Annotated in this window: 18 protein-coding genes, 1 tRNA gene, 2 rRNA genes and 2 pseudogenes (1 of these 23 only partly in view); 14 read left to right on the top strand and 9 right to left on the bottom strand. The window is 60.9% G+C overall.

Annotated elements, in window-relative coordinates:
• The 4 genes from HUW10_RS14095 to HUW10_RS14110 all read left to right on the top strand — a co-directional run.
• Positions 1-1453: ribosomal RNA gene (locus HUW10_RS14095) — 23S ribosomal RNA — on the top strand (it extends 1285 nt beyond the left edge of the window).
• Between the two features lie 91 nt (positions 1454-1544).
• A 5S ribosomal RNA gene (gene rrf, locus HUW10_RS14100) occupies positions 1545-1659 on the top strand.
• 31 nt (positions 1660-1690) lie between these two features.
• Positions 1691-1767: transfer RNA gene (locus HUW10_RS14105), tRNA-Met, on the top strand.
• Positions 1768-1861: 94 nt separating this feature from the next.
• Positions 1862-2356, top strand: coding sequence for a hypothetical protein (locus HUW10_RS14110; RefSeq protein ID WP_174503295.1), 495 nt, complete (start codon positions 1862-1864; stop codon positions 2354-2356).
• Between the two features lie 7 nt (positions 2357-2363).
• Here the strand turns inward: HUW10_RS14110 and HUW10_RS14115 are convergent.
• Positions 2364-3248: pseudogene (locus tag HUW10_RS14115) on the bottom strand (IS256 family transposase); the annotation flags it as partial.
• A 15-nt stretch (positions 3249-3263) separates the two neighbouring features.
• Between HUW10_RS14115 and HUW10_RS14120 the strand changes: the two are divergent.
• Together HUW10_RS14120 and HUW10_RS14125 are read left to right on the top strand one after the other, a co-directional pair.
• On the top strand, positions 3264-4109 hold the full coding sequence (locus HUW10_RS14120; protein ID WP_201712619.1) for a thiamine pyrophosphate-dependent enzyme: 846 nt from the start codon (positions 3264-3266) through the stop codon (positions 4107-4109).
• Positions 4109-5074 carry a PfkB family carbohydrate kinase gene (locus HUW10_RS14125; RefSeq protein WP_174504077.1) on the top strand — a complete coding sequence of 322 codons (966 nt, stop codon included), beginning with the start codon at positions 4109-4111 and terminating at the stop codon, positions 5072-5074. The genes HUW10_RS14120 and HUW10_RS14125 overlap by 1 nt, the downstream gene beginning before the upstream one ends.
• Positions 5075-5340: 266 nt before the next feature.
• Here HUW10_RS14125 and istB read toward each other — a convergent pair whose 3' ends face one another.
• Both istB and istA read right to left on the bottom strand, forming a co-directional pair.
• Positions 5341-6096 (bottom strand): IS21-like element helper ATPase IstB, encoded by a 756-nt coding sequence (gene istB, locus HUW10_RS14130; protein WP_174502216.1) that lies wholly within the window; start codon positions 6094-6096, stop codon positions 5341-5343.
• An 11-nt stretch (positions 6097-6107) separates the two neighbouring features.
• Positions 6108-7649, bottom strand: coding sequence for an IS21 family transposase (istA, locus tag HUW10_RS14135; protein WP_174502215.1), 1542 nt, complete (start codon positions 7647-7649; stop codon positions 6108-6110).
• A gap of 178 nt (positions 7650-7827) precedes the next feature.
• Here istA and HUW10_RS14140 point away from each other — a divergent pair, with 178 nt between their 5' ends.
• From HUW10_RS14140 to iolG, 6 genes are all read left to right on the top strand, one after another.
• A complete protein-coding gene (locus HUW10_RS14140; protein WP_174504078.1) occupies positions 7828-8628 on the top strand; it encodes a 5-deoxy-glucuronate isomerase in 801 nt (266 codons plus the stop codon).
• Positions 8625-9452, top strand: coding sequence for a class II fructose-bisphosphate aldolase (locus HUW10_RS14145; RefSeq protein WP_174504079.1), 828 nt, complete (start codon positions 8625-8627; stop codon positions 9450-9452). The genes HUW10_RS14140 and HUW10_RS14145 overlap by 4 nt, the downstream gene beginning before the upstream one ends.
• 148 nt (positions 9453-9600) lie before the next feature.
• Positions 9601-10563, top strand: coding sequence for a substrate-binding domain-containing protein (locus tag HUW10_RS14150; protein ID WP_174504080.1), 963 nt, complete (start codon positions 9601-9603; stop codon positions 10561-10563).
• An 81-nt stretch (positions 10564-10644) separates the two neighbouring features.
• On the top strand, positions 10645-11712 hold the full coding sequence (locus tag HUW10_RS14155; RefSeq protein WP_174504081.1) for an ABC transporter permease: 1068 nt from the start codon (positions 10645-10647) through the stop codon (positions 11710-11712).
• Position 11713: 1 nt separating this feature from the next.
• Positions 11714-12517: an ATP-binding cassette domain-containing protein gene (locus HUW10_RS14160; protein WP_174504082.1), complete on the top strand. Its 804-nt coding sequence runs from the start codon at positions 11714-11716 to the stop codon at positions 12515-12517.
• A 62-nt stretch (positions 12518-12579) separates the two neighbouring features.
• On the top strand, positions 12580-13572 hold the full coding sequence (gene iolG, locus HUW10_RS14165) for an inositol 2-dehydrogenase (protein WP_174504083.1): 993 nt from the start codon (positions 12580-12582) through the stop codon (positions 13570-13572).
• 192 nt (positions 13573-13764) lie between these two features.
• Here the strand turns inward: iolG and HUW10_RS18345 are convergent.
• The 3 genes and pseudogenes from HUW10_RS18345 to HUW10_RS14175 all read right to left on the bottom strand — a co-directional run.
• Positions 13765-13866 (bottom strand): annotated as a pseudogene (locus HUW10_RS18345) (IS5/IS1182 family transposase); the annotation flags it as partial.
• A 112-nt stretch (positions 13867-13978) separates the two neighbouring features.
• A complete protein-coding gene (locus tag HUW10_RS14170) occupies positions 13979-14740 on the bottom strand; it encodes a c-type cytochrome (RefSeq protein WP_236656403.1) in 762 nt (253 codons plus the stop codon).
• A gap of 104 nt (positions 14741-14844) precedes the next feature.
• Complete coding sequence (locus tag HUW10_RS14175; protein WP_174504085.1) at positions 14845-15522, bottom strand: c-type cytochrome; 678 nt, start codon at positions 15520-15522, stop codon at positions 14845-14847.
• 421 nt (positions 15523-15943) lie between these two features.
• Between HUW10_RS14175 and HUW10_RS14180 the strand changes: the two genes are divergently transcribed.
• Together HUW10_RS14180 and HUW10_RS14185 are read left to right on the top strand one after the other, a co-directional pair.
• Positions 15944-16183, top strand: coding sequence for a hypothetical protein (locus tag HUW10_RS14180; protein ID WP_174504086.1), 240 nt, complete (start codon positions 15944-15946; stop codon positions 16181-16183).
• Positions 16184-16243: 60 nt separating this feature from the next.
• Positions 16244-16531, top strand: a complete 288-nt coding sequence (locus HUW10_RS14185) for a hypothetical protein (protein WP_236656404.1) — start codon at positions 16244-16246, stop codon at positions 16529-16531.
• A 396-nt stretch (positions 16532-16927) separates the two neighbouring features.
• Here HUW10_RS14185 and HUW10_RS14190 read toward each other — a convergent pair whose 3' ends face one another.
• The 3 genes from HUW10_RS14190 to HUW10_RS14200 form a co-directional block, all read right to left on the bottom strand.
• Positions 16928-17143, bottom strand: coding sequence for a hypothetical protein (locus HUW10_RS14190; RefSeq protein ID WP_174504088.1), 216 nt, complete (start codon positions 17141-17143; stop codon positions 16928-16930).
• Positions 17140-17415: a hypothetical protein gene (locus HUW10_RS14195; RefSeq protein WP_174504089.1), complete on the bottom strand. Its 276-nt coding sequence runs from the start codon at positions 17413-17415 to the stop codon at positions 17140-17142. The genes HUW10_RS14190 and HUW10_RS14195 overlap by 4 nt, the downstream gene beginning before the upstream one ends.
• Before the next feature lie 384 nt (positions 17416-17799).
• On the bottom strand, positions 17800-18006 hold the full coding sequence (locus HUW10_RS14200) for a cold-shock protein (protein WP_174504090.1): 207 nt from the start codon (positions 18004-18006) through the stop codon (positions 17800-17802).
• Positions 18007-18474: the final 468 nt, after the last annotated feature.

The following is an 18474-nucleotide window of genomic DNA, read 5'->3' on the forward strand; positions in this document are numbered from 1 at the left end:
CCAAGGGTTCCTGCGCAAGGTTAATCCGCGCAGGGTGAGCCGGCCCCTAAGGCGAGGGCGAAAGCCGTAGTCGATGGGAAGGGGGTGAATATTCCTCCGCCTGCTGGAAGTGACGAATGCGAGATGTTGTCTGTCCTTATCGGATTGGGCGGGCTTTTTGAGCATTCCGGGAAATAGCTCCAGCGTATAGACCGTACCCTAAACCGACACAGGTGGACTGGTAGAGTATACCAAGGCGCTTGAGAGAACGATGTTGAAGGAACTAGGCAAATTACTCGCGTAACTTCGGGATAAGCGAGACCCGTATGTGGGCAACCATGTGCGGGTGGCACAAAAGAGGGGGTAGCGACTGTTTAGTAAAAACACAGGGCTCTGCGAAGTCGAGAGACGACGTATAGGGTCTGACGCCTGCCCGGTGCCGGAAGGTTAAGAGGAGAGGTGCAAGCCTTGAATTGAAGCCCCGGTAAACGGCGGCCGTAACTATAACGGTCCTAAGGTAGCGAAATTCCTTGTCGGGTAAGTTCCGACCTGCACGAATGGCGTAACGACTTCCCCACTGTCTCCAGCATCGGCTCAGCGAAATTGAATTCCCCGTGAAGATGCGGGGTACCCGCGGTCAGACGGAAAGACCCTATGAACCTTTACTGCAGCTTTGCAGTGGCATCAGAAGAGTGCTGTGTAGGATAGGCGGGAGGCATTGAAGCATGGGCGCTAGCTTGTGTGGAGCCAACCTTGAAATACCGCCCTGCGCGCTTTTGATGTCTAACCGTGGCCGGTTATCCCGGTCCGGGACCCTGCATGGTGGGCAGTTTGACTGGGGCGGTCGCCTCCTAAAGAGTAACGGAGGCGCGCGATGGTGGGCTCAAGCCGGTCGGACATCGGCTGTTGAGTGCAATGGCATAAGCCCGCCTGACTGCGAGAGCGACAGCTCGAGCAGAGACGAAAGTCGGCCATAGTGATCCGGTGGTTCCACGTGGAAGGGCCATCGCTCAACGGATAAAAGGTACTCTAGGGATAACAGGCTGATCTCCCCCAAGAGTCCACATCGACGGGGAGGTTTGGCACCTCGATGTCGGCTCATCACATCCTGGGGCTGGAGCAGGTCCCAAGGGTTCGGCTGTTCGCCGATTAAAGTGGTACGTGAGCTGGGTTTAGAACGTCGTGAGACAGTTCGGTCCCTATCTGCCGTGGGTGTTGGAGACTTGAGAGGATTTGTCCCTAGTACGAGAGGACCGGGATGAACATACCTCTGGTGCATCGGTTGTCACGCCAGTGGCACAGCCGAGTAGCTAAGTATGGACGGGATAACCGCTGAAAGCATCTAAGCGGGAAACCCACCTCAAAACTAGGTCTCCCTGAGGGTCGTGAGAGACCATCACGTTGATAGGCCGGGTGTATAAGCGCGGTAACGCGCTCAGCTAACCGGTACTAATCACCCGATAGAACTTGAATATCTCAACCACCCCCACCATGCACAAACACCAACACAACTCACACAACACACCAAATTCACACCAGTCCATAGTCTACGATAGATTGGACGACCTGGTGGCCATTGCGGGGAGCCTGCACCCGATCCCATCCCGAACTCGGCCGTGAAAACCCCCAGCGCCCATGGTACTGTGTCCTAAGGCACGGGAGAGTAGGTCGCCGCCAGGTCCTCCAATCTATCGTAAAATAAATCATCACCCGCGGGGTGGAGCAGCCCGGTAGCTCGTCAGGCTCATAACCTGAAGGTCACAGGTTCAAATCCTGTCCCCGCAACCAACGGAACCATAATACTAGAACTACTAAAGCCCGTAGCAGAAATGCCGCGGGCTTTTTGCTGTTCAACCGAAGCCTCAGCCGGGCAGTCCGCAAGATGCATGAACGCCGCAAGGTCGCCGCGCAGTTCCAGGCGGTACTTGCCGCGCCCTTCCTCCGGATACAGCGTGATCGCATCGATCAGCGCACGCAGCGCTTCCGCCGCTGCCGCCATTGTGTCAGGGTCGGCCAAAGCCTGTTCCAGCAGTTCAACCCGACGACGATAGATTCGGGGCAGATTTGTGTTCAGGTCGGGCATTGGCTCAGGCGACGCTTCGCGCTGCTGTTCCGCCACGATCTCGTCCTGCTTCGCTTCAAGCTTGCGCAGATCTTCAACGAGGCTTCGGCTCCCGCCAATCTCCTTGATCGTATCCAAGATCGTCTTGATTTGCCGGGCGACCTTGGCCTGTTCAGCTCCCAGACGCGCCCGTCGTGCAGCTTGTTCGCGGTTCGCTGCATTCACCTCGGAGACATAGCTCTCAACGAAACGCTCAACCAGTTCGGGAGGGTCACGTCCGTCGATGTGGTGGAAATTATAGATGGGTTAAGGTGACCGTGGATCATTCGGCTGCGGTGGCGATCTGGGGTGGAAATACCTCGATTGCGTGCGGTGTAAGTTCGGCCATTGGCTCGGTCTGCATGTAGCGATTTTGTGTTTGCCACTCGTCGTTCTGCTCGAGGAGCACGGCGCCCACGAGCCTGATGATGGCGGCTTCGTTTGGAAAGATGCCGACGACATCAGCGCGCCGCTTGACCTCCTTGTTCAGGCGTTCGATCGGGTTGGTAGAGTGGATCTTGACCCTGTGTTGCACGGGGAAGTCCATGTGGGCGAGGACATCGACCTCGCTATCATCGATAAAAGCGGCGAGCTTGGGCCATTTGGCGCGGAGCTGGTCGGCGGTGTGGCGCAGCGTCTGGCTAGCGCCAGCCCGGTCAGGCTGAATGAAGGCTTGGCGGAGCGCCGCCGAGACCATGCTCTGCTGGCCCTTGCCGACATAGGCCAGGGCATTGCGCATCCAGTGAACGCGGCATCGTTGCCAGGACGCGCCCATGACGCGGCGGATTGCGGACTTGAGGCCCTCGTGCGCGTCGGAGATGACCAGCTTTACCTGACGCAGACCGCGGCGCACCAGGCTCTTGAGGAAGGCAGCCCAGAAGGTCTCGGCCTCGCTGGGGCCGATGTGCAGCCCGACGATCTCGCGCTTGCCTTCGGTATTAGCGGCCACGGCGATTATCGCAGCCACCGAGACGATGCGCCCTCCCTCGCGCTGCTTGAGGTAGGTGGCGTCGAGCCAAAGATACGGCCAGTCACCGGTCAGCGGGCGCTCGAGGAAGGCGTTCACCCGCTCGTCGATATCCTTGCACAGCTTGCTCACCGTGCTCTTGCCAATGCCACTCAGCCCCATGGCCTGCACCAGGTCGTCGACGCGTCGGGTGGAGACGCCGCCAAACACCTCTCCGTGCCGCTGGTTTGCGACGCCAAGGCCGGCCTCGCCGCGCTGTCGCAAGCGCTCGGCGACTATCGCGCACCTGTTTCATGGCTGGCTTCGGCGCAAGCAAGGCGGCGGGACTGGAACGACTACGTCGCATCGAACACGGCGCCGCGAAATGGAACGCCGAGCTACGCGCAGGCGATTGGCGCCGTCAACGCGCGCTGCACGCCGCGCGACCGGATCGTCACCGCGGCGGGTGGATTGCCCGCCGAGCTGGCCGCCAACTGGCGGACGCTTGGCATCGGCACGGTCGATATCGAGTTCGGATTTTCTTGCATGGGCTACGAGATCGCCGGCGGCTGGGGGGCAAGGATTGCCCAGGCGGAACTGGACACGGACGCGGAGACCATCGTCTTCGTCGGCGATCGTTCGTATCTTCTGATGAATTCGGACATCTATTCCTCCGTGCTCACCGGCCACAAGCTGATCATCATCGTGCTCGATAACGGCGGGTTCGCGGTGATCAACAAACTGCAGAAAAACACAGGCAACGCCAGCTTCAACACGCTGATTGCCTATTGCCCGACGATTCCGCAGCCCTTCACCGTCGATTTTGCCGCGCATGCACGCGCGCTTGGCGCGGTGGCCGAGCATGTTTCATCACTCGACGCGTTCGTCGCTGCCTTCGACCGCGCGCGTGAGGCCGACCGGACCGCCGTGATTGTCATGCGCGTCGATCCGGTCGAGGGCTGGACCGAGCGCGGTCACGCCTGGTGGGAAGTCGGCACGCCTGCAATCAGCTCCCGCGCTGAAGTGACCGCCGCGCGGGCGGCGATCGAAGCCGGACGTGCAGCCCAGCGCAGGGGGACGTGATGCAACTGCCCTGGCACCGCTCCAACCGTGATCGCTTCGTCGTCCTTGGCCGGGTTGGGATGGATCTGTATGCCGATCCGCCGGGTTCGCGGATCGATCACGCCGGGCGATATGTCGCGGCCATCGGCGGTTCGGCTGGTAATATCGCGGTCGGGCTGGCGCGACAGGGGGTTACAGTTGGGTTGGTGACATGCGTTTCGGATGACGCGGTCGGCCGGTTCTGCCTCGCCGAGTTATGCCGCTACGGCGTGGACACACGCCATGTCAGCATGATTGGCGGAGAGACAAGAACATCCCTTGCAGTAACCGAAACGGTGGCTGTCGACTGCCAGACAGTCCTCTACCGAAATCGGGCGTCTGACCTCTTCCTGCGTGACTCCGATGTCCAATCCATCGGGTTTGCCGATGTCGTCGCCCTTGTCGTGACGGGAACAGCACTCGCGGCCGCCCCCTCCCGCGGTGCCGCCAGGAGGGCGATGGCCCTTGCGCGCGCCGCCGGCGCTCACATTGTCCTTGACATAGACTATCGCGCCTATTCCTGGACCACGCCAGACGAGGCCGCGGACGTGTGCAGGGATGCGGCACTGCTGTCCGACATCGTCATCGGCAATGATCTGGAGTTCGGGCTGCTTGCGGGCGGGCCCGCGCTCGGGATGGATTTCGCCGCGGATCTGGTGAAGCGCGGCGCGATTTTTACCATCTACAAGAAGGGGGCGGAGGGCTCGGTCACCTATGCCGGCGACGCCAGTTTCGTAACCCCGATCTTTCCAGTCACGGCACTCAAACCCACAGGTGCGGGCGATGGCTTCATGGCCGGCCTGCTCGCGGGGCTCGCGCAGGGCGAGGCGCTGGACATCGCCGTGCGGCGCGGATCGGCCACCGCGGCACTGGTCGTCGCTGGCATTGGCTGCGCACCGGCCTCGCCTGACGAGGCAACGCTCAGGCGCTTCATTCAATCCTTCTAACGGACATGGACCGGATCCCTCATGCATACCGCACCGTACGAAAACATGAACCAGCCAATCGTCAACATCGATCATCCGCTGGTGCCGCTGGTCTATTTGCGCATTCCGGTGATGATGAACGGTCAATCCGTTCGATCGTGAACACCGATTCCGGCGATCATGAACACCTGCTCGCTCTGGCCTGAACGGGGCCTGACGGGCGGCCGGCGGTCATGGTGGATCGCTGCCACTGACGGTTGCGCCGTCTCATTTTTCCGTGGGGTTCGTCAAGCGCCCTGATCGGATTGTGTGGTGACGGCGTGACGCTTGCGCAGGCTCGGTCCCTTCAGTTCGATGCGATGGGCGCGGTGCACGACGCGGTCCAGGATCGCATCTCCCAGGGTGGGATCCCCCACCAGGTCATGCCAGCGATTCACGGGCACCTGGCTGGTCACCAGCAGGGAGCCCTTTTCATAACGATCATCAACGATTTCCAGTAGGTCGCGGCGCTGCTCGGCGGTCAGGGGCTCGGGTCCCCAATCATCGATGATGAGCAGGCGGGTGCGTTCAAGGGCCGCCAACATCCGGGGCAATCTTCCTTCGCCGCGCGCCGTCGCGAGTTCGGCAAACAGGCGTGGCGCCCGCCGATAGAGGACCGAGAAGCCCTCCCGGCACGCCTTGTGGCCGAGCGCGCAGGCGAGCCATGATTTGCCCACGCCGGTCGGGCCGCTGATGACCAGATGCTGGCTGTGCGAGATCCATTCGCAACCGGCAAGTTTGTGGAACAGGGCTCGGTCCAGACCGCGCGGTGTCCGGAAGTCAGTATCCTCGACAACCGCATTCTGGCGCAGCCGCGCCTGGCTCAGCCTGCGGGCGAGGCGCTTGTTGTCCCGGCTGGTTGCCTCACGGTCGACCAGCAACCCGAGCCAATCCTCGCGGGTCAGATCGTCAGCCGCCGATTGGTTCTGCATCTCGATGAACGCGTCGGCCATTGCCGTCAGGCCGAGGCCGCGCAGGCGCTCCACCATGGGATGGATCAGCATCTTGTTTCCTTTCAGTGATAGTAGCCGGGGCCACGGATGTTCTCGTGGAACAGGCTGGGTTGTTCGGTCTTGTCCGTGGTCTTCCTCTCCTGAGCATTCTTCAGGATCGCAGCGACCGAGCCGTAGGAGCGGGTTCCGAGTGCCAAGGCACGGGCGCAGGCGGCATCCAGCCGCTCGGGGTCGTAGCGCTTTGCCAATCCGAGGATGCCAATGCAGGAGCGGAACCCCTGTTCGGGATGCGGGCGCGAGCGCAGGATGATTTCGACCAGGGCGGCGGTGTCGTCACCGACCGCAGTGGCTTCGCGCAATATCCGTTCGTGGGTCCAATCGCGATAGCGCCGATGCGAACTCGGCATGTGATCCGCGATTGTGGTCGGCCGGTGCTGGCGGAAGCTGCGCTGGTGCGTGGCCACCAGCTTGCCCCGGTGGAAGATTTCCACCGTCTTCGCCGTGATCCGTGCCTCTACTGTTTCGCGGATCAACCGGAACGGCACCGAGTAAAAGTGCTTGTCGATCTCGACATGGTAATCGAGGTTCACGCGGCAGCGCTTCCAGTCCGCGTATTCGTAAGGCGTGGGCGGCAGTGGTTGCAGGGCCGGGCGGTCGAGCTGCTCATAGAGCGCCCGCCGGTTGGTGCCCCAGCCGCGCATCGGTCGATCGTTCACCTGATCGACCAATTCGCGAATCGCCTGGTTCAATTCAGCCAGCGAGAAGAAGCGGCGGTTGCGCAGCCGTGCCAGGATCCAGCGCTGGACCACCTGCACGCCGACCTCGGCCTTCGCCTTGTCCCGCGGCTTGTAAGGCCGCGCCGGAATGATCGCGGTGCCGTAATGCGCCGCCATGTCGGCGTAGGTGCGGTTCACCGTCGGCTCATAAAAGCACGCGCGCGTGATCCCCGCGCGCAGATTGTCGCTGACGATCTGCCGCGGCGTGCCGCCAATCGCGGTCAACGCGTTAACGTGCGCGCCGATCCAGTCCGCCAGCCCCTGGCTCCAGGTCGCTTCGGCGTAGATGAAGCTCGAGGCACCGAGTACGGCAACAAAGATTTCGGCCCGCCGGATCTCCCCGCTCGCCCCATCGATCACTTCCATGGCGTGGCCAGCGAAGTCGACGAACAGCCGCTCTCCCGCCATATGCACCTGGCGCAGCGTCGGCTTCAGACGACCCACCCATTCCCGGTAGAGATCGCAAAACCAGGAGTAGCTGAACCCGTCCTGGCCGCCGGTGCCGGCCCGGTATTCTTCCCACAGCAGCGACAGCGTCACATTCGGCCGGCGCAATTCACGATGCACCGCCGCCCAATCCGGCACCGGCCGGCGGTCCGGCGCAACATCCGGCAGCGGCGGATATAGCAGCGTCTCAAGCTGCGCGTCGCCAAGGTCTTCAGGCAGAGGCCAATTCAATCCCGCCAGCCGCGCCCGGCTCAGGTAACTGTTCACAGCTCCTACGCTCAGACCCGTACTACCCGCAATCGCTCGCTGGCTCAGTCCCTGCGCAAATCGCAGCCGCAAAACATCACGTATCTTCCGCATCGACAATCTCTCTCCCGGCATTCCCATCCCTCGCTGCTCAGCAAAGGATCGGGATTACCCCTGGTTGAAGACTGTCAGCAGCGGCGCCCCACCATCGCACTCCAGGACACGTTCATGAGCACCCGAACCGGTGTTCACGATCCGCCGGAATCCGCGTTCATGATCAACCGGATTAGGCGTTCACAATCAAACGGAATCGATGTTCACAATCAACCGGAACGCGCAGGTCTATTTCAATATCGTCAAGTTGAATGGCGGCGAACGCTTTGAATCGACAACCCCGGGCTACGAAACCTGCATCGTGCCCGCAACCGGGACAATCGACGTGGCAACTGCCGGCCACACCTTCGCCGATATCGGCAAGCGCCGTTTGAATGTCTGGGACGGTGAGCCCGAAGGTGTCTATGTCGGTGCGGGCGAGACTGCGATCATCACCTGTACGCAAGGACCCGCCGAGATTTTCATCGCCGGTGCGCGCTTTGACAAGGTTTTGCCGCCCTTCGCCGTCCGTGCCGCCGACATCGACCCCGTGCGATACGGCTCGGACGAGACCAAGACGCATCGCAAGATCAAGCACATTCTCGGACAGAAATATCATGACCGGGTTGGCAGGCTGCTGGTCTCCGAACTCTACACCGTCGGGGCCGGCGGATGGTCCGGCTTTCCGAGCCACAAGCACGACACGGATCGTCTGCCCATCGAGAGCCGCCACGACGAGGCGTATAATTTCCGCTTCAACCCGCCACGCGGCTCCGGCTTGCAGATGCTCCAGAGGGAGGATGGCAAGCCTGGAGATGCCTATCACATCGTCGATGGCTCAACGATCCTGCTCGACAAGGGATATCACCCCTGCTGCGCGCTCCCGGGGTACGAGATGTATTACTTCACCATCCTGGGCGGGCTGTCGCAACGGCCGCTGATCCAGTTTTTCCAGCCCAGCCATGCCGATCAGGTTGAAACCATTCCCGGCATCAAAGACATGATCGCCAAGTTCAAATGACAGTCGCGACCCTGCGGGATGTGCTGACGCCATGCCTTGATGACAATACGGCTGTTGCCGGCCTTGTCGTTCTGGGGTGGGAAGATGCCGTGGCGTATGTCCGGGCGGCGGAACATCTGGGCCGCCCGGTGATCTTGCAGGCAGGGCCGGGTAGCCGATCCCATACGCCGCTGCCTGTTCTCGGCGCGATGCTCCGCAATCTCGCTGAAAGGGCGGCAGTTCCGGTCGTGATTCATCTCGACCATGGCGACAGCCTCGATGATTGCAAGCTCGCGTTCGAGAGCGGCTTCTCGTCGGTGATGTTCGCCGGATCTGGCCTGCCATTGGGGGAGAATATCGACAAGACCGGCGAGATCTGCGCCTGGGCCCACGCACATGGCCTTTCGGTGGAAGGCGAACTCGGCTTCGTCGGCTATCAGGATGGCCACGAATCCAGAGGAACGGACCCGCAGGATGTTGGCGGCTTCGTTCGGGAAGCTGCAGTGGATGCGCTCGCTGTTTCCGTCGGCAACCGCCATCTGATGACATCGCCCGGGGCAGAGATCGACCTCGATCGCCTCGCGGCAATCGAGGCTGCTTCGCCCGGCTTGCCTCTTGTGTTGCACGGGGGGTCTGGCATCGGGCGCTCGATGCGGAAATTCGTCGCCGCAAATACGAATGTCTGCCAGGTCAATATCGGAACAGAGTTGCGCATGGCGTTTGGTGCTTCCCTGCGCCGTATCCTGTCAGAGGACATGTCGGCATTCGATCGTATCCGGATTCTGGAGAAGACGATCGCGCCGGTATGTGCTGCGGCGCAGAGCGCCATGACCTCGCTGGTTTAGCTATTTTTTAGCCAAAATTTTCCAAATGAAAAATACTTGAATTAACGGGGAATTTGATGGCGTATTTTACAAAATATTTGAATAATATTTTAGGATATAAATAAAATACCCGCTTCAATCGAGTTCTTCACATGAGAGGATAGCCAAGATGAGTGCACGTAAAATCAATACAAGGCCGAATGTTGTGGTGGGTGCGGTGTGTATGTCAGTGGCTCTTGCGGGAGGAATGCGGGTGGCTTCGGCGCAGCCGCATGAACTGACATTTGCAATGGTCACGCACGCGCAGACAGGTGACGCCTACTGGTCGATCGTTCGCAAAGGTGCTGAAGCCGCCACGAAAAACGATCATGTCAGGCTCATCTACCAGAACAATCCGAACGCCGCCGGTGAAGCGCAGCTCATCACCAATGTGGCTCAGCAACATGTCGATGGCATCGCTGTCACGATTCCCTTCCCTGATGCTGAAATTCCGATGCTGAAGAAAGTGGAGACGGGCGGCATTCCAGTCGTCGGGCTCAATGCGGGATTGAATGTCTGGAAGAAGGCCGGCTTGCTGATGTATGTCGGCGAGGATGAAACGATCGCCGGAGAGGCCGTTGGAAAGCGCCTCAACATGCTCGGCGCCAAGCATGTGCTCGTGGTCGATCAGTTGCAGGGCGCAACGAACCTCGAGGATCGCTACGACGGGATCAAGAAGACCTTCCATGGCCAGGCCGAGGTACTGTATCTCAGCGGTTTCGACATGGCCGTTGCACAGTCGCGGATTGTCGCGAAGCTGCAGCAGGACGACGCCATCGATTATGTGGTGACGCTGGGTGCACCCTTCGCGCCGACGGCGATCCAGGCTGTCAAGATGGCGAACAGCAATGCTAAGGTTGCAACTTTCGACCTCAGCCAGCAAGCGGCGCAGCTGATCCAGCAGGGCAAGCTGCAATTCGCCGTGGATCAGCAACCTTACGTGCAGGGCTACGAGGCTGTCGATTTCCTGTGGTTCTACAAGACGAATGGCGATGTGGTCGGCGGCGGAAAGCCGGTGTTGACCGGCCCGACCTTCGTGACATCGAAGAACGTCGCGGCGGTGTTGAAGTTCACCAAGCGCGGCACCCGCTGATCCTGGCCCGATCCTGAGACTTCCTGCCGGCTGGCGCCGATGAGGGTGCCAGCCGTGCAAAGCCCCGGGATGGGAGGAGAGATGATGACGATGACCAATGGCACGATGACCGGAAACGACGCGTCGCGCGCTCAGCGCCCGCCTGTCGCAAAGCAGGCCTTCTGGCGGAAGACGCTGAAGCGACCGGAGGCCGGCGCGCTAGGTGGGGCCATACTTGTCTTTCTTCTGTTCTTCGTGGTCGCGCCGCCATTCCGGCAGATTGATGCGCTCACGACGGTGCTCTACCAGTCAGCGACGATCGGGGTTCCCGCAGTTGCGGTTTCGCTGCTGATGATCGGCGGCGAGTTTGATCTGACGGCAGGTGTCGCGGTGACGACGTCCTCGCTCGCAGCGTCGATGTTCGCGACACAGGTAGCGGGCAATCTGTGGGTGGGGATCGCGCTCGCGCTGCTGGTCTCACTGGCGATCGGCGCGCTGAACGGCTACCTGCTGATCCGCACGCGGCTGCACAGCTTCCTCGTCACCCTGTCGACCTTCCTGATGCTGCAGGGGCTGAATATCGCGCTCACCAAGGTGGTGACGGGAAATGTCGCGACCGGCGATATCAGCCAGCTTCCCGGCTTTGCCTCCGCTCATGCGATTTTTGCCTCGACGGTCCGCATCGGCAATGTCGATGTCAGCATCGCGATCCTCTACTGGTTCCTGTTCATCCTGGTGGCGACCTGGCTGCTGCTGCGCACGCGCTTCGGCAACTGGATCTTCGCCGTGGGCGGCAGTGACGAGAGCGCGCGGGCGGTGGGCGTGCCGGTGCGGCGGATGAAGATCGCACTGTTCATGCTGGTGGGCCTCAGTGCCTGGTTTCTCGGCATGCACATGCTGTTCGAATACAACGAGGTGCAGTCCGGCGCGGGTGTCGGCAACGAACTGCTCTACATCGCGGCGGCGGTGGTTGGCGGCTGCCTGATGACCGGCGGCTATGGCTCGGCGATCGGCTCGGGCTTCGGGGCGTTCATCTTCGGCATGACGACGGAAGGGGTGATCTATGCCGACTGGGACCCCGACTGGTTCATGTTCTTCGTTGGCGCGACCTTGCTGACAGCGACGGTGGTCAATACCTGGCTGCGCTTGCGGGCGAGCGGAGGGAAGTGAGATGAGCGAGAGATGTGCGCCGATCATCCAGCTTACCGATATCGGCAAGAGCTACGGCAATATCAGCGCGCTGCGCGGTGTGAGCATGACGGTGCGCAGCGGCGAAGTGACCTGCGTGCTGGGCGACAATGGCGCCGGCAAGTCGACGCTGATCAGCATCATTGCCGGGCTGCGCGAGCACAGCGCCGGCACCTACGCGGTGGATGGCGAGGCGGTAACGTTCGGCTCCCCGCGCGAGGCGCTGGATCGCGGCATCTCCGCGGTCTACCAGACGCTGGCGCTGGTGCCGCTGCTGCCGATCTGGCGGAACTTCTTCCTCGGGTCCGAACTGACCATCGGGCGCGGCCCGTTCCGCCGGCTCGACATCTCCGCCATGTGGGAGATCACCGACCGTGAACTGCGCCGGATGGGCATCAACGTCGCCGATCTCGACCAGCCTGTGGGCACGCTCTCGGGCGGGCAACGGCAGGTGGTGGCGATCGCGCGGGCGATCCATTTCGGCGCGCGCGTACTGATCCTCGACGAACCGACCGCGGCTCTCGGCGTCGCCCAGTCCGGCCTCGTGCTGCGTTACATCGCCCAGGCGGCGCGCGAACACGGCACAGGCGTCATCTTCATCACCCATAATCCCCACCACGCCTACATGGTCGGCGACCATTTCATCATCCTCGCCCGCGGCGAGGTCGAACTCGACGCCGCCCGCGACGGTCTCACCCTCGAGAACCTCATGTTCCACATGGCAGGTGGCGCCGGGCTCAACGCGCTCCAGCACGAACTCAACCGGTCGCAACCGGGAGATACATGAATGTGGTGCGCTTCTCATCATTGCTGGCATCAATCACGCTGCATTATCGCGGAGATCGTCGAATGCTGAGGGTTGCCGTTCTCGGCGCCGGCCGTATCGGCCGGGTCCATGCCGCCAATGCCGCCGCCAACCGGCGGGCGGAACTCGTTGCCATCGCCGATCCGTTCGGAAGCGCGGCGGAGGATCTCGCGCGGGAACTGGGCTGTGCTGCGTCGACCGATCCGGAAGCCGTGCTGGCGCGTGCCGATGTCGATGCCGTGGTGATCGGCACGCCGACCGACACGCATGTCACGCTCATGCTCGCCGCGGTGCGCGCCGGCAAGGCCGTGTTGTGCGAGAAGCCGATCGATCTCGACATCGCCAGGGCGGATGCGGCCGTCGCCGAGGTCGAGCAGGTCGGCGGACGGGTGATGCTGGCGTTCAACCGGCGCTTCGATCCGGCATCGCAGGAGTTGCGCCGCGCGATCGAGGCCGGGGAGATCGGCGAAGTGCGTCAGGTGATCATCACCAGCCGCGACCCGGCACCGCCGCCGCGCGCCTATCTCCAACATTCCGGCGGGATTTTCCGTGACATGGCGATCCATGATTTCGACATGGCGCGCTTCCTGCTTGGCGAGGAGCCTGTCGAGGTGATGGCGACGGCGAGCCGGCTGATCGATCCTGACCTGGCGGAAATTGGTGACTTCGACACGGTGATGGTCAATCTGCGTACGGAGTCCGGCCGGCAGTGCCACATCAATTGCTGTCGCGCTGCAGTATATGGCTATGACCAGCGCTTCGAGGTGTTCGGCTCGGCGGGAATGCTGATGAACGACAATTTGCACGCGACCACGGTGCGCCGCTGGAGCGGTGCGGCGACCGACGCGCGCGAGCCGCTGCTGAACTTCTTTCTCGAACGCTATGCCGACGCTTACCACACCGAGTTCGAGATGTTCCGTGCTGCGGTCGAAACCGGCGCGCCGATGCCGGTGACGCCACGCGACGGCCGGCAGGCACTATGGCTCGCCGATTGCGCGCTCGAATCGGCGTTGACCGGCCGCGCGGTTCGCGCCTGAATCGGGACTCCACATCAACCTCTCGCGTACTCCAATCTGGATTTGCGGGGATTTAGAGCATCGTCCGATCAGATAGAATCATCTGATCGGATAAAGATGCTCTATTTATCAACAAGATAGAGCACTACATCCGATCCGGAAGGATCGGAAAGTGCTCTAAGATTCCCATTCGGGTGTGGCTGCGATTCACGCTGTGCGTGGAACGATTTGTATGCTGGTTTTATCGATTTTGGCGAGGCGTCGATTGAGCTTGGGTCCGGCATAGCCGCCGTCGGCAAATACATCCCACGGCCACACTCAATTTAGAGCATCATCCGAGTGGGGCGGCAGACGTGGCGGCAGGGCGATGCGGGCGGCCTTGAAGGCTGTGGCCGCAGCGGGACCAGCTGCGGTGCGGACCTGCCAATCATTTATTCGATCCGAGCAGATGGCCGTTCACCGTGCGTCCATACATCGAGAACTTGCTATCGTGGAATGCCTTCCGTGTTGCCGCGACGCTGTCGGAGAAGCGCGGATCCTGCGGCCGATCGTGGCTGTCGACATATTGCGCGACGTCCCAGGCTTGCTGGACGCTCAGTGTGCCGACGGCGCCCAAGGGCATGTTGGCATAGATGAATTCGGCAGCGTTCTTCACGCTGCCCATGCCGGCGCCCCAGTTGAAGGACTTCGCGCCCCAGAGCGGCGGGAAGACGGTTTGTCCGCGCGCATATTGCCCCTGCCCGCGGGCCCCGTGGCACAATGAGCAGTCCTCGCGATAGACAATCCTGCCGCGAGCATAGTCCGGTGTTTCCGCTGGCGCGGCTAGCCTGGGGTAGCCACGGCCGGCGAGGTGCGCGCCTGTCGGCGCGTTTGTGGCGAGCCAGAAGGAATAAGCTTCGAGCGCGATGATTGTCTTGCTGTCGAGCGCTGGAACTTTGCCGTTCTCGCTGAAGCGGAAGCAGCCCTGCAGCCGCATGCCGAAATTGTTGACCTTGCGGTTCTTTTGCCGGTATGCCGGATAGCCCGTGTAGGCGGCCCACATCGGTGCCGAACCGGCGAGGCGGCCGGCATCCAGATGGCAGTTGCTGCAGTTCAGCGCGTTGCCGATCACGCCATGGGCATAGACCGTGGTATGACGGAAAATATTCTCGCCAAGTTTGACGGCGTCGCCGAACGGGCCTTTGGGCATGTCGGCGCGCGGCGGCGGTGAAAACGAGGGTTGTGTGGGGGTGGTGGCCAGCGCCGCGGCGATCGGCAGTTGAGCGGCGAGAAGTGCGGCGATTGTCCGACGGATCATTGTTTGCCTCCGTCCGCCACAAGGCCGGGCAGGGTGGTCGGGTTCGGCGACAAGCTGGCATAAAAGGCGCTGACCGCAGAAATCTCGGCCGCCGACAGCTGTCTCGTTACATTGCTCATCAGGTGGAGCGGCTCGCCTGTGCGGCTGCCATTCTTCCAGGCAGTCAGTTGCGCCGAGATGTAGGATTGCGGCTGCCCTGCAAGGCGCGGGAACGCGACGCCGACACCGATACCGAAGGGACCGTGGCAGGAATCGCAGGCAGGAACACCTGTCAGTTTGCCGCCCCAGGCACCGTTCATGGCAAGGGCTTCGCCCTGGGTGTTCAGGTTCTTCGTCGGCTCGGGCGTGGCGGGTACCGGCAGCGTCGCATAATACGCGGCGATGGCCGCGCGCGCCTTGGCATCGAGTGGATTTGCCATTGACTGCATTACGGCGTTCTTGCGTTCGCCATGCTTGAAGGCGGTGAGTTGCCGCTCGATATACGATGCCGGCAGGCCTGCCAGGGCTGGAAAGCCGGCGCTCAGGTTGCCCATGCCGTTGACACCGTGGCAACTAGCGCATGTCGCGATTTGTGGCGGTGCCGCTGCAGCGCCGTTTCCAAAGGATATGGAACTGCCGAGGAGAGCCATGCTGATGACAGCAAATCTCGACGATCTCTGATGGCGCATTTGCATCGACGATCTCCTTCGTTTCCAGGATCCCCTAAAATAATATAAATAATCAAATTGCTTGGGAGATCAAATATATCACTAAATTCGATAATTTAGATATAAAAATTATTTGCGCCTAGCGGTGCCTTGAAAACATGGCCTCATCTGCCCCTTCTCAATGGCTCGTGATCTGTTTTGGAGCGGTCGGCGATCGTGTTGGATCATACCAGGCTGCTGCGAATATGTCTTGGCATTCCGCGGGTATGATGAGGTCGACGAGTTGTCCGATTGCGGCCGAAACCGGACTGGCGGCTTTCGGGCAGAGGGCGTAAGACGTCGATATCCAGTCATGGCGTGACAGAGCAGCAGATCGCCGCTGTTCTGAACGCTGGGCTTTGAATGGCGCGTCGAAGCGCCCCCGCGAAATTTCAGGAAAGCATGCAGGATGGTAAAGCGCCGCAAGGAGGAAGAAATCGTGGGTGTGCTCGAGTTCGAAGGCAGGGACAGCGAGGACTCGGAAGTCATGAGCTGGCTGGCCGAGCACAAGGCGCGGAACGGGGGCAAAATCCGGATGAGCCGGGGGAGCACCGGCGTCCGAGTTGCATTCAGCAAAGCGGCAGATATGGCGTTCTGGCAAGAACGGTCGATGCAAGCGAGCAAGGGGAAGCGATCATCGCGTTCCTGAGCCTCGTTCATATCACGGAGGATATCTGCAGTGACAAAGGAAGAGCTGACCGATTGGGCATTGGCGAATGGCTGGCGGATCATCGCCGGCCATCCCAGCCTGACAAAGCCGGGCGCGCCCAACGATCCCATCGTGCGTCTCGTGATGAAGGCGACGGTCGTCAATCTCGAAGTGCGCAAGCCGGCGGGAAAATGGGAAAAAGTGGCTGGTGAGAGCTACGCCGATGTCGTGGCGGGCGCGGAAGACGAGTTGCCGCATGGCCTTGGTTTCGAAAAAGTCCCAAGCATCACGCTGCTGATGCAGAAAAATCGCGACGATATGGTATTCGCGCGGTTCAGCGGCAGATAGCGTGCCTCCCTGGAGCCCGATCACGGGCCTCCGCATTCCCTGCCGCCGCCTCTTGGCATGCGATGATCCATCGGCGCGGCAACGGCCTGTGGTGGCTACCGCCCTTGGCGGCCGTAGCGATTGAATGGCAAAAGTATCAAGGCCACTTACTCGTTGACGTCGGGCCATAACGATACTGTTTTCAGCCTTGTCGACACGATCGTCATACAATCGTCGTGGGTTGGTGGTAGGTGATCGGCCAGGTCGGATGGATTTCTGCCGGGCCGGTTTACGACAACTGACATCTCGCGAAATGGATCAGTGGCGTTCGGCTTGACCCAGAATCAGTTCGACGTCTCTTGCTGGTTCGAGTGTCGTCCGTGATGCCCCAACGACCCGTATCGAGGTTTGAGGACGTCAAACAGGGCTGCGTGCGATCGATTTGATGGCGTCTCGGACTTTCCCCGAAGACCGTTCGATCTCCCGATCCTGTGTCTCGATCTCGGCCTTCACTGCCTCCTCGCTGTCCGGACCATCGACGATCGACTTCAGGATCTTGCGGCGGGAACTGCGGCTGCCATCGGCATAAGTCACGTCGAACATGACCATTGCTCTATCGATGCGGCGTTTCATTGCTTTACCGCATCTTCGGAGAGTTCTGTCGCATCGGCATCAACTGGAGCAGGTGTTCCCGTCGTCTGGGGCGCGATATCACTGTCCAGGCCAGCCTTGCGCCGGAACACAGCATCTCGCCTTTCCTGATCTTTGGCTTCCTTCTTCGCCTGCTTAAGACGATTGCGCTCTGCGCGTTGCCCGCTGTAATTCTGCCTGAAGACCACTTGTATTTCCCTTAATCTCCGGAACAAGACATCAATTGGGTCGATCCGACCCAATTCAGCGCTCATGCTCGGGAGCTATCTGGCTGTTGTTGAACTGCGGCGTAGAGATGCCGGCGTTTCGAAACTCAATGCTGATCATGGACGCCAGGATACATACTGGATCTCAATGATCCACAACCTTCCTGACCGACAGCGTGACGGCATTATGCAGAATGATCCGGGATATTCTACAGCACGTTCCGATCCATCTGATCGGATGATGCTCTAGTCACGATCCCAAATCCACGAAGTATCAGCGAGGCATATGCTGCCGGGCGTTCGTTGGTCCGTGGCCGATCATATGAATCCGGGGAGACAAAGCTGAGGCGCTGCAAATGCTCGTTGCACGACTAGCTTCGGACCATCAGAAACACCCCATCGGCTAGCCGATGGGGTGCGATAGACATCAGCTCAGGCGGCCTTCAAATTCACGGCCGACATTTTACCCTGCTGGCCACGCTGCAATTCGTAATTCAGCTTTTGTCCTTCATTGAGGCTGCCCAGCCCCGCGCGTTCGACATCCGACACGTGGACAAACACGTCCTTCGAACCGTCGTCCGGCATGATAAATCCATAGCCTTTTTGGGAATTGTACCATTTAACCGTGCCCTGGGACATGGCGTATCTCCATCGTTTCGGCGGTCCGCAGGATGCAGACCTATTTACCTTCCAAGAGGGGAAACCGACGGATCAGCGCCGCATGTGAGGGTACACAAACCCCGGCAAGAAAAGTGCCGGGCCAGACTATGGGCGCATAGGGGCAAAAACACAACACTGGTTCAGGAAGGGACTTCGAGGGGCCGCTGTGTGCCTTTATGCCTGAGGTCGGGTTCGAGTTCCGATATCATCGTCTGCCGGTCGCTTCCATGTGACCGGCCCCGATGAATGGTCCGAGATAAAAGTTGAAGCATTTCCCCCTCCATCGCCACGGCCGGCCGTCGGTGAAGCGAAGCGGCGGAGGAGGGCGGCCGTGCTGCCATCATCTGGCGAAGCGGCCTGGAAAAACCGCATCGGGAGTCCGTATACGTCCTAGCCAAAAAACGCGACGTTAGAGCATGTTCCGACCCTTTCGGATCGGATATAGTG

Origin of the sequence: Acidiphilium sp. C61 (assembly GCF_905116885.1) — a bacterium.
Taxonomy (GTDB): Bacteria; Pseudomonadota; Alphaproteobacteria; order Acetobacterales; family Acetobacteraceae; genus Acidiphilium.